Below are 10,251 nucleotides of genomic sequence, written 5' to 3' on the forward strand. Positions count from 1 at the left end.
GAAGGTCAACGCAAATGTCGGCAAACCTTATGAGAAATCATATCACGAATCAATCTCAAGGAGGAGTCAAATTATGCATTTCGGACGAACGCCAGAGCAACGACAGTCCAACCGTCTCAATCCAGCAACGAGTTTGGGGTATGCCGGTGGACAACCTCGACCATCACAACAAGATCATCAGAGCGACCGCAGTAGTGCCCCATCTGTCCAGCGTGAGCGTCCCGCTCTTTGGTCTCTATCTTGCACAGCGTTTTCCCATGATAGTGAGATGCACCACTATCATCATTTTGCAGCCTGCTGTGTCACGGTCGGAGAGGCAGAGGCAGTGGAGGCGGGCATGGAGGCGGCATTGAATGCATTCCCGCCGGAGGATGGATTTTATGATCATGGCGTGAACGCGAGTAGGGTCTCAGCGCAGCATTTCCGATTAATCTTGCAGGAGTTGGGGTTCGCACGATGATCTGTGAGCCGTCGAATGTGCTTCAAATTTTATCCTTTCTTGCAGTTGGGATGCTGATGGCCGGGGCGATCTTGTCTCGGCCAGGGCAGAGACAAAATTGTTGTATTCCGTCGTGCGGACAGTGTGCGTACGTGTTTGATCAAAATCGGCGTATTTGGCTCTGCCAGCGCCATGAGGAGAACGTATAAATGAGCTTGTTTGTGAAAAAGGTTGTGTGCCGTGATTGCGGAAATGAGGTGCGCCAGCATGATGCGTACCTTGTGGATGATGGATATCAGTGCAAGTCGTGTTATTTGGCTGAACCGCTTACGGAGATGGCAAAAATTCGTGAGACATTGAGGGCGTTTGATGAGCACGAGGCCAAAGCAAAGCGTGGAGTGGCAATGAAGACAAAACTCGAGCAGTTGGATGCGGTCACGATAGATGCTTTTCTTGCCTGGACCGTTGAGGCAATCAATTATCAGCCGATGAGCCGTGAGGCCAAGGACGTTGTCGATGCCTTGATCGTACACAGCCAGCAGCTCTGGCAACAAGAGGCAAAGCGAAAGCAAGAGGTCAAGAATTTTTGGACGCAGGAGCAGCCACAGTAGTGTTTGCAGGTGTTCAAGGATTATGAGTCGCAATCGTAACGCCTGGTGGTGGCCGATCTGGTGTTACGATTGCTTATCTGGAAGGGGATAAGATGAGCGCCTGTGAAAATCCGCTCTGTAGCAATGAGCTTGAGACCATACCAGGGCACCGGGCACGCCGATATTGTAGCGATGCCTGCAAACAGACAGCGTATAGGTTGCGGCAAGATGAGGCGGCGCGTCAGACAGAGGAGCGAGCACGCCAAGAACTGAAACAGCAGGAAATGGAAGCGCTGCGCGATGTTTATGGCGATCTCCTGCCTGGCACTATTGATTTTTTTTACCATTTGGGGCAGCGAGGACATTCCCACCTCGTACAATCCATTGGTTGGGTGATCAGAGCAGAGAGAGATCATGCGCTCCAGTCTGAAGATCAGGAGCGCAGCCAACTCATAGAAGAGATTATGATGTTGGGTGAACGTATGGGCTACAGTGGGATGACCTTAGGCAGATTGGCCAACTGCGCAGGCCCTGGTGACTTTGCGATCCTTGGCGGTGTCGATTGTTGGAGCAAGTTTGTCTCTCATGCCAGCAGAGAGATGCTTCGCCAAGCACGCGATACTGCTTACTACCATGTCGAAGGATATCAAAAGAGCCGGCAGCGGCTGAAAGAATTGTCAAAGCAATCGTAACACCAGATCGGCCACCACCAGGCGTTACGATTGCTTTTTTTTCTTTACCCCATTGACAAAACGTATTTTTATGATTATTTTACTTAATAGATGTTTTACAAGCCTTTAGTGTTTGAGATGGAGGTAAGATGTTAGATCGGGATTGGACTGGGTATGAGAGAGCGCATGAGGTGTCTCGTTTGGAGGGTGGACGGTTTTATTGCTCGCTTTGTCGTTTGACTTGGCAACGTGCGCCGAAAACCTTTTGTGCTGGTGTGCCGGTGTATCGGTATGGTGCTTGGCCTGAGCAGCTCTACACCTATACTCAGTTGCGGCGCGATCTGCATATGCGGCCACTGGATCGGGAACAACCCCAGGGAGCGTATTTTCTGCGCAAGTCACCCTACCGACGTTGGCTCTATAGCGTTGAGCAGTCGGTGCCGCGACGGCGCATGGAGTCGCCAAGGCAGCAAGAAGCAGTGAGAAAGATGCGGGCGGGATTGGTGCAACGCTATACCTGCCAGCGCTGCGGTTACTATGATGAGTCCCACGGCAAGCAGAAATATGCGCGAGAGATGAGCCGAGGATGGTGTGAGGATTGCCGGGCGGACTATGAGAGGCATGAGTTGAAATTGGAGCAACGTGCCTGGGCGCAAAAGTATCGAGAGCAGGGTGCCTTTGTCGTGCTTGACTCAGAAACGACTGGCCTGGATCGAGATGATGAGGTGATTGAGCTTGGAATTGTCGATGGGCAAACTGGTGCCGTGCTTTTTAACTCCCTCATTCAACCTCAAGATATCAACCGGTACTCGCTGGCAACCCATATCCACGGCATTTCCCGCGACATGCTCAAAGAGGCTCCACGATTTCCCGAGGTGTGGCCGGCGATCCAGGAGATCCTGCGCAACTACGAGCGTGTGCTGGTCTATAATGCTGTTTTTGACTATGGCATGTTGGAGGCAACGGCGAAGCGCTATGGGTATGACCTGCCTGGTGCGTACGGAAATTGGGAATGCTTGATGCACCAATATGCACGCTATAACGGGTATTGGTCGAATTACTGGCATGGGTATGGCTGGTGCAAGCTCGATGATGCCTGTCGCGCGATGGAAGTAACGTCTGATGGTGCATCTCATCGAGCTCTGGGTGATACCGTGCGTGCCTTGGGCGTCCTCAATGCAATGTCTGACAAGGAAGTGATGTGGGAAGGTGAGAAGCCTGCGCCTAAGCCTATTGATGATTTTGGAGATTTAGAAGATTGTCCATTCTGATGGAACAGAGGAGATGCAATGAGAGATAGCGAGATAGAGGTATACTTGCAGGAACTGGGTGATGAGCTGGAGCGTCGAGGTTTTCGAGAGCCTCTGCAAGCGCTGGTGATAGGTGGAGCAGCTATTATGATCCAGGTCAATAATCGCCGAACCACGACCGATGTCGATGCTGTGCTTTTAAATCTTCCGAGTACCTGGGACACAGAAAATCGGAAGCTCAAGGAAGTGAAGTCCTTTTTGCAGGCCGTGAAGGACGTTGCAAAGCGGAACCACCTGAAGAAAGAGTGGTTCAACGATGACTGCTCGTGCTTTTTAGGTGAATATACACCTGATCCAGAATATGCTTATTGGAAGAGCTTTGGAAAACTTGAAGTGTATCTTGTTACCAATCGTTGTTTACTTGCCCAAAAGATTATGTCTTATCGTGAAAAAGACCTTGCAGACGTAGAGGCGCTCTTCCTCACGCTGAACATTCGCTCTCGTGAGCAGGCACAAGCCATTCTGGATAGGTTTGTTCCGAAGGTGAAACAACGCGAATATCATCTGAATGAAACCATGGATGAGCTATTTAGTGTGTGAAGAAGACTGAACAAAGAGAAAGCGATGGGTGGTACTCCTCGCTTTCTCTTTTTTTTGCCATGGTATAATGGAGCAAATACAGAGTTACCATGGTTTATCAAGGAAGTGATACGATGTCTGCTTGGACAGAAGAACAACCGATGCGCGTGGCCTTTGCGGCAATCTGTGAAGGGGAAACCCCTTGGGTTGCTCTCGGCAATTTCTCGAATGATTTTTTTCCGAATGAGGATCGTCGTGAAGCGTTGATTAAAGACCCGATTGAAGAGCCACAAGGCGTATCAGTCGAATTGCATCGCTGGGCTGTTTTTTGTGCAGCCTCTGTTGAATACCTCTGCCATAAATATGATTTGACGGTGCCTGATTGGGTGTATTCCTATCCACCCTTGGAGGACCAGTGGTTCCATTCTCATGCCGAGTCCAATCCGGTAAGGCGTGAGCGTTACCTCCGAACGACTCCTCCAGAGTTTGCCTTGCGCAACATTTATTGTGGAGATCGTATTTGGCAGGATAAGCATGAGGAAGCAGCGAAGTTGCAGCAGCGCCTCTTATCGGCGTAAAAAGAAGTGGTTGACCTGGCCGGAATTATTCCTCCGGCTGGGTCGTTTTTTTTTGCGCTGTTTCGCGCTGGTCTTCATTCAATGGTTCCGATGGTGGTTCTGATACTGGCAGGGCTGCCTGAAGTTCTCTGACCTGGCGCACCTCTCGCCTCATCAAGCTATTGAGGTGATCAATGCGCTCGGTCAATGTAGGTACCTCATTATCGGGTCGGTTATTCTGACGCCGCAGCTCAAGTTGTTGACGCAAGAGCTTTCTCAGGCGCTTTGACTCCCCACACCAATAGGCAAACCGATCCCTATCGAGCACGCGGTCATTTTCGAAGCGTTGCCATCGTCGCTCATTAGATTGGGCGGCCTGGATCGGGATTGCGAGCAAGCATCTCGTGAACGCATGTTTATCCGCAATGCGCGCCAGCAAGAAGAGATACTCGACCTGGAGATTGAGAGTCCCAGGCTGATGATCATGCAAAAGACGTGCTAATAAGGGTAAAAAGATATCAGTTTGCTCTGCTTTCGGACTCAGCAGGCGTTGCGAAATGACGAGCCTATCCTTTTGCCAGTAGATCGCACGTTCTGGATTTTCTGGCAGATCTGCATCAAAGTAGAGAAAGGTTGGCGGTGTCTGGAGCACGACCGGCGGTGGATCAAAGCGAGCCAAGCTCCGATGATAGAGCGCATATGCCTGTTCGATGAGTTGCCAGAAATCGCCGTCGGGATGTGCACGGGAGTACCCTGTTTCTGCCTGTGTCGAAGATCGTCGAATCACCAGCAGATGTGCGAGCAGGGAGAGTGCGACCGCGATCACCGCTCCCTCCGTCGAAAAAGGAATTGGCCAGGGGAAGCGTTCCAGGGCAATGGCAGGAATGATGGGAGCTGGGATGTTCAGGAAGGGAGCTTGGATGAGGTGGAAGATGATAGAAAGCAAGAAGATCAGGCCAATGAAGAGCACAGGCCCTCCCCAGGCATCCGCCATTTTTTCCTCTTGGATTTTTCCATCTGGCATTTTTTCTCCGGTGCTGGCAATGCCGACAAAGAGACTAAAGAGGATGAGAATGATGGTGATGTCGAGCGCCAGGCTGATGTGTAATTGATAAAGGGTGGCTCGCAGAAGCCACCAGCAAGGAGGACCGATCAGTGCTCCGAATAGCGTAGTGAGCAGGATACCAAAGAGATCTGCCAAGAGCAGTGATGCAATGATCTCATGTGTTCCTGTGAGACGTTGGAAGAGTTTTGGCGTGTGTTGTGCTTCGGTTTGTGGCATAGAAATTCCTTTTCATTATTCAGCGAGATCGTTCCAATTAATCTCCGGTGCTGGCGGCGGTTCGGATGGTTCAGGTGCTTCAGGACTATTCTCAATAGTAATCTGGAGGCTCTTTGTCTCTTTGGCTCGCCGTGTTGTTCGTGTGGGTGTCTTGCGTTTTTTGGGAGTGCGTGGCGTATTGGTCGCTGGCTCAGGCTTAGACTCAGGTTCTAGAGGAGCTGCTGGTTCAGGTTCGGGAGGGACCACGGGCTCAGGTTCTGCTAGGTCCGCAGGTGTAAGTATTCGTGTAAGCGGGTGATGGGTGCGTGGATCAATGCGTTCGTAAAGCAAAGCCATCGCTGGTGTCAGTGGGAGCAGCAGCAGTGAGCGGGCGATCAACGCCTGCCCATCAAGTGGCGAGAGGGAGAGGACGCCTGGAAGATGCACATGCCAGATCGTTTGGAGATTGGCCGTGATCTCTGGGATGATCCACAGATGTGTTTGATTGAGCAACACATAGATGAGTAGGCAGGTGAGGTACATGCCGCCCTTCTTTGTGGTTGCCGTCAGGCTTGCCCAACGATCTTGCCACATCCACGATCCCGCCGCCCAGAACTGGAGCCCATAGGCGAGGATGGGGATCAGTGGATCAATCACGCCCACAACCAAGATGAGCAGCAGGAGCAGTGTCAAAGTCTGTGGAGACATGGCGGCAAAGTGTTGCCATGCTTTCAACAAAGGATGCTTGGGTTGTGACGTCATGGACATGGGAGATACTCCTCCAGTTTGAGTATGCGTATGCGCTGCCGTTGTTCATCGTTGGTAAATGCATCCCGGCGAGCAACGGAGACGGCCTGGCGTATACTGTTGTTCAAGCAAAAATACCAGACAAAATCGTGATGCTCTAAGAGATCAGGGAGGATCTCCAGCAGTCGTTTGTTGCTTTTCTGAGTACATTCAACCTCAATACCAATGATCTGCTGCGCCTGCATCGTGATTGTTTGGAGCACCGTTCCGTTTGATGCCCGCAAGTCCCAAGAGCCATCTTCTTGTAAGTACAGTATGCCATCTGCTTTATGAGGACGGCGTGTGCCATATTCGCGCAGCGGGAGTATCTCCTCGATGGCTCGTTCCCCTCTCCAGGTGTGCAATGGTGCACCTGCGCCTCCACGGGCTAAGAGCAGTCGGACCTCATTGACCATATGATTGTGTGAGGTATAGTAGCGGTCATGTCGTAAGCGTGCCTCCACATCTTCCGCTTCTGGGAATGGGATCTCTTCCCAGTCCAGGTTCAGCGAGCGGAGTCCTCGCGTGGTGACGCGGAACCACGCAGGTTGATTTGCCCAGGGTTGGATAATCTCGACATATCCCTGGGACTCCAATTTCCGCATCAGGCGAGAGACGGCCATCAGGCGGTGACGGAGATCCTGCGGCCAAGCGCGTTTGGCTGGAGGTGTGCTGTCCTCCAATTGTGCTGGCGGGGGTAGGTCCGTTGCGGGCGAGTAGTCGGGAGCTAACCACTCGCCGACCGTGTCGAACCGCACAAAGGTTTGCTCCGCACCCAGGTGGAGAATGTCGATGTCTCGCGTGGTTGAACGCCTTGATCCTGCATCGCGGCGTTGCCGACGTGGCGCGGGTCGTGTTTTTTTGTTGGTAGTTCTGTTTTTTTCCATATCCTCTCAGGCGGCTGTAGAAGCCATTGTGACACACGTGTGACACTGTATTCATGATCAGCTATTTTCTATTTACGTTGAGGTTGGGAAATAGTTGCGCCTGTTTGGTAGAGAGGGAAAGCGTTGTCCTCCACGGAATGTTGTCACAGCGTTGTCATAGGTTTATCACAAGGGTATAAGAGCAGTGTGAAAAAAAAGCAGAGGTGAGGCGGTGAAGCAGCCTGTTGTGCGGATGGAGCACCTGACTATTCTATGTATTTATTTCTTTCTCTCGAAGAGAGACTATGTATAGAGGATACGTTTATTGGGCAAGCTTATTATTCAGCACTCAGAATTCTTCAGTTTGAAACTCCATTATACTAAATGTAGGGAGGATATGCTGTTGGGGGAATTAAGATATAAAAGTACATACATTTATAAAACTGACTATGGGCCATGCCATTATGGATGTAAGCGCCTTGCTCTTCGTTGCTCTTACTGCAATCAATATGTCTGTGATGGAGTTCACGGCTATCATTCGGGATCATACACAGGAGCCTATGTTTATTGCCATGCATGCTGGCGCGCTGAGTTAAGGCGCATGAGTTCTTTATGAGTGGCTGTAGTGAATAATGCCACGTAGGAGTCTCTTTCCCGATGGGATTATTTCATCGGCCTAAAAAGCCACAATTGAGTTCAAATTCGAGAGAGGGGAGAGAGGGATTATAGTAGAGAATGAAGGAATATATCATCTCTCTTGTTTCTTTCTCGCTGAACATTCTCACAGGCGGCAACCAGACAACGCGCCTGCTTCATTGGGAATAAAACAAGCCCTTCCCAGGCGGCTAGGAAGGGCTTACTGTGTGTCTACGTATGATTTAGCTATGCTTCTGTTTCAGACGGCTCTACGGGCGTCTGAACGTCAGGATCAGGCAAGGGAGACACGGTGATCACCTCTTTGATCCCATACGGTTTGCGATTATAAACCGGGGTGATGGCAAATTGGGTGTGGTGCGCGTCAAGTTCTTCTTTGTGTGCTTCGACGTAGGCTTTGACGGCAGGATAGCGACCGCCAATCAGGTCACGGATCGTATTCGCATTGATGAGCCAACGCTTTAAAGGCTCGTCCACGTTGGCATTGTAAATCATCATGGTTTGCACGGCGCGACGGAAACGTTCTTGCGCAGCGCCCTCGGTTTTGTAATTCTCCAGTTCTGCCAGTGGCATGGCGCGATAGTCGATGCCTGCATGCCGTTTGGCTAAGCCTGCGTGGAAGTTTTTATCACGAGTGATGAGCTCACGCAAGTACGCGATTGGTTGCTCCTTTTCGATCTCGTGCAACAGCTCGCGCAGTTCCGTGATATCGTTGGATTGTTGTGCTCGCATATCATCATAGAGACGACTACGTTTGAGTAATTCAAGCAGCAGCTCGTCAGCGTTCGTTATGCCGAGCCGTTCTCCTTCTTTGATATAGAGTTGTTTCGTAGTTTTGCGTGGCTTGATCATCGAATATTCTGTTTTTCCTGCATCGCTTGTCATTTCCTCCGCCCCTTTTGTCACCTTGGTGGTTTTGGTGCTTTTTGTGGTTGCCATGGTGTTCTCCTTCTGCTGCTGGTAAACTTTTAAAACAGTGACGCCAGGCTGCCCAAGTTTGATGCCTTGCCGTCCGTCGATCTTCCCATTCACATCTGCAATGCGATAATCGTTATAGTGCATGGTTGCCTGATAGTCATATTCTGCTTGCCCTGTTGCCTCAAGTATCCAATAGTGTCCAGCGATCCTCGCCATATACTTGAGATCCACCACGTGGTCCGGCCCATAGTAGAGCCACGCGATCCGAACATAAATGGTCCGAAACAGATGAGTATAGAGCGACTCGTGCCCATTGCGGGCTGGTATAAATTTTGTAAAATAGCGGTCCGCTGTCTCGCTCACAATGGGTCCCAGATCGTGGCTGATCTTCTTTTCGTCCATGCCTGAGCAATCCTGCAATTGTCGGAGCCGCTGCCAGGCATCAATCACCAGACGGGCCTCGCATAGCGTGGGGATTTCATACGGGTCCATCAATTTGTCTTTGCGCTTGAGTTGTCCAGCAAAGATCACCGTGTATGGCTCCTCTAAGATAAACTCACCCGTTTTGAGTACCTCAGAGAGTCGACGGCCTGTTGTGACAGCTAGCCCAACCGCAATCTCATCCCAGCGTGAAGACTGCAACAACTGGACAGCGGTGGCGACGATCCCCTCTGGATCGAGAGCGAGTTGTACGTTCTCCATGCGTTCTTGTAACTTTTGCGCAGAGGGAGCGTTCCAGGCGGCCCATTCTTCAGGTGTGACGTTCAGGTATTTGAGCGCGAGGTGTTCCTGGTTCCTGGTCCGTGGATTTGTCCAACGGTTCTCCTTCGTTAACGGCAATTCTTTGATCTTATTGCGTGTATCCGTTAATGGAATGCGTAATGCTGAGGCTGATTTCATCGTAGGTCGTGCACGCCATGCTGCTAATTCCTCCTCGCACAGGTGTTGTAGTTCACTTTCTTGATCCTTACCGAGGGCTGCAATGGCTGGGAGCAGGACTTCCCATCGTTCTGCAAGCCATTTTTTTGCTGCCATGTTCAATTCCTTTCGTAGCATTTACACATGTCGCTGTCTTCTCTATAAGTATACATCATCGGTGTGCACATGTCAAGTATATACAAGATGGATAATCAAAAGAGATACGCACCGCTGTGTACAAATATTGGTGAGTTGCCAACATGTGTTTGCGTAGAATAAAAGTTGTGTTTGTTATATATGGTTTGCTCACAATAAAAATCAATGCTAACTCATGTGCATGTGTTAGGTGTACTTATTGTAAGTGTACATACTCATGATGTGTATTTACAATAAATACACATCATGAGTATGTACACACTTATGATGTGTATTTATACAGTGTGGTGATGTACACCTTAATGCTTTGTACAGGTAGGTATCCTATGTATAATAAGCACACAACATGGTTATGTACACTCACATATATCTATACAATATAGGTGATGTGCACCCATATGGAAGTGTACATAGTACTATCGTGCCATATATTGTATACTTTACCCGTGATGTACACCTATTTATGTAGGCACACACCTGTTATGTACACCCACACTACACAGTAACATACCCGTGATGTTTACTTTACCACCTGACAGTAACATGTACACACCGGTGATGTTACCACGTCGTAGTACAGCAAGTGTAGGGATTATCTAGATAATC

General features: G+C 50.0%; 11 protein-coding genes. 7 read left to right on the plus strand and 4 right to left on the minus strand.

Going from position 1 to position 10,251, the window contains the following annotated elements:
• The first annotated feature begins 73 nt into the window (after window positions 1-73).
• The 6 genes from F1593_RS22230 (at window position 74) to F1593_RS22255 (ending at window position 4,107) form a co-directional block, all read left to right on the plus strand.
• Window positions 74-460: a hypothetical protein gene (locus F1593_RS22230; RefSeq protein ID WP_149403759.1), complete on the plus strand. Its 387-nt coding sequence runs from the start codon at window positions 74-76 to the stop codon at window positions 458-460.
• Window positions 461-648: 188 nt separating this feature from the next.
• A complete protein-coding gene (locus tag F1593_RS22235) occupies window positions 649-1,050 on the plus strand; it encodes a hypothetical protein (RefSeq protein WP_149403760.1) in 402 nt (133 codons plus the stop codon).
• Between the two features lie 92 nt (window positions 1,051-1,142).
• Entirely contained in the window at window positions 1,143-1,721 is a 579-nt protein-coding gene (locus F1593_RS22240) for a hypothetical protein (protein WP_149403761.1), read from the plus strand.
• A 128-nt stretch (window positions 1,722-1,849) separates the two neighbouring features.
• Window positions 1,850-2,971: a 3'-5' exonuclease gene (locus F1593_RS22245; protein WP_149403762.1), complete on the plus strand. Its 1,122-nt coding sequence runs from the start codon at window positions 1,850-1,852 to the stop codon at window positions 2,969-2,971.
• Window positions 2,972-2,989: 18 nt separating this feature from the next.
• Window positions 2,990-3,550 carry a DUF6036 family nucleotidyltransferase gene (locus F1593_RS22250; protein ID WP_149403763.1) on the plus strand — a complete coding sequence of 187 codons (561 nt, stop codon included), beginning with the start codon at window positions 2,990-2,992 and terminating at the stop codon, window positions 3,548-3,550.
• A 113-nt stretch (window positions 3,551-3,663) separates the two neighbouring features.
• On the plus strand, window positions 3,664-4,107 hold the full coding sequence (locus F1593_RS22255) for a hypothetical protein (protein WP_149403764.1): 444 nt from the start codon (window positions 3,664-3,666) through the stop codon (window positions 4,105-4,107).
• A gap of 25 nt (window positions 4,108-4,132) precedes the next feature.
• Here F1593_RS22255 and F1593_RS22260 read toward each other — a convergent pair whose 3' ends face one another.
• From F1593_RS22260 to F1593_RS22270, 3 genes are read right to left on the minus strand one after another with little or no spacing between them, the layout of a single operon-like run.
• Window positions 4,133-5,368, minus strand: a complete 1,236-nt coding sequence (locus tag F1593_RS22260) for a DUF2309 domain-containing protein (RefSeq protein WP_149403765.1) — start codon at window positions 5,366-5,368, stop codon at window positions 4,133-4,135.
• A gap of 15 nt (window positions 5,369-5,383) precedes the next feature.
• Window positions 5,384-6,115, minus strand: a complete 732-nt coding sequence (locus F1593_RS22265; protein WP_149403766.1) for a hypothetical protein — start codon at window positions 6,113-6,115, stop codon at window positions 5,384-5,386.
• Entirely contained in the window at window positions 6,106-7,020 is a 915-nt protein-coding gene (locus F1593_RS22270) for a hypothetical protein (protein WP_149403767.1), read from the minus strand. The genes F1593_RS22265 and F1593_RS22270 overlap by 10 nt, the downstream gene beginning before the upstream one ends.
• A gap of 428 nt (window positions 7,021-7,448) precedes the next feature.
• Here F1593_RS22270 and F1593_RS28560 point away from each other — a divergent pair, with 428 nt between their 5' ends.
• Entirely contained in the window at window positions 7,449-7,595 is a 147-nt protein-coding gene (locus F1593_RS28560; RefSeq protein WP_172632349.1) for a hypothetical protein, read from the plus strand.
• Between the two features lie 286 nt (window positions 7,596-7,881).
• Here F1593_RS28560 and F1593_RS22275 read toward each other — a convergent pair whose 3' ends face one another.
• Window positions 7,882-9,606, minus strand: coding sequence for a protelomerase family protein (locus F1593_RS22275; protein WP_172632350.1), 1,725 nt, complete (start codon window positions 9,604-9,606; stop codon window positions 7,882-7,884).
• Window positions 9,607-10,251 lie beyond the last annotated feature (645 nt).

Origin of the sequence: Dictyobacter arantiisoli (genome assembly GCF_008326305.1) — a bacterium.
GTDB classification, from domain to species: domain Bacteria; phylum Chloroflexota; class Ktedonobacteria; order Ktedonobacterales; family Ktedonobacteraceae; genus Dictyobacter; species Dictyobacter arantiisoli.

Bases quoted from the DNA above. Each gene is read 5' to 3' on its own strand.
- F1593_RS22230 (WP_149403759.1), top strand. From the start codon at position 74: ATGCATTTCGGACGAACGCCAGAGCAACGACAGTCCAACCGTCTCAAT.
- F1593_RS22235 (WP_149403760.1), top strand. From the start codon at position 649: ATGAGCTTGTTTGTGAAAAAGGTTGTGTGCCGTGATTGCGGAAATGAG.
- F1593_RS22240 (WP_149403761.1), top strand. From the start codon at position 1,143: ATGAGCGCCTGTGAAAATCCGCTCTGTAGCAATGAGCTTGAGACCATA.
- F1593_RS22245 (WP_149403762.1), top strand. From the start codon at position 1,850: ATGTTAGATCGGGATTGGACTGGGTATGAGAGAGCGCATGAGGTGTCT.
- F1593_RS22250 (WP_149403763.1), top strand. From the start codon at position 2,990: ATGAGAGATAGCGAGATAGAGGTATACTTGCAGGAACTGGGTGATGAG.
- F1593_RS22255 (WP_149403764.1), top strand. From the start codon at position 3,664: ATGTCTGCTTGGACAGAAGAACAACCGATGCGCGTGGCCTTTGCGGCA.
- F1593_RS22260 (WP_149403765.1), bottom strand. From the start codon at position 5,368: ATGCCACAAACCGAAGCACAACACACGCCAAAACTCTTCCAACGTCTC.
- F1593_RS22265 (WP_149403766.1), bottom strand. From the start codon at position 6,115: ATGTCCATGACGTCACAACCCAAGCATCCTTTGTTGAAAGCATGGCAA.
- F1593_RS22270 (WP_149403767.1), bottom strand. From the start codon at position 7,020: ATGGAAAAAAACAGAACTACCAACAAAAAAACACGACCCGCGCCACGT.
- F1593_RS28560 (WP_172632349.1), top strand. From the start codon at position 7,449: ATGGGCCATGCCATTATGGATGTAAGCGCCTTGCTCTTCGTTGCTCTT.
- F1593_RS22275 (WP_172632350.1), bottom strand. From the start codon at position 9,606: ATGGCAGCAAAAAAATGGCTTGCAGAACGATGGGAAGTCCTGCTCCCA.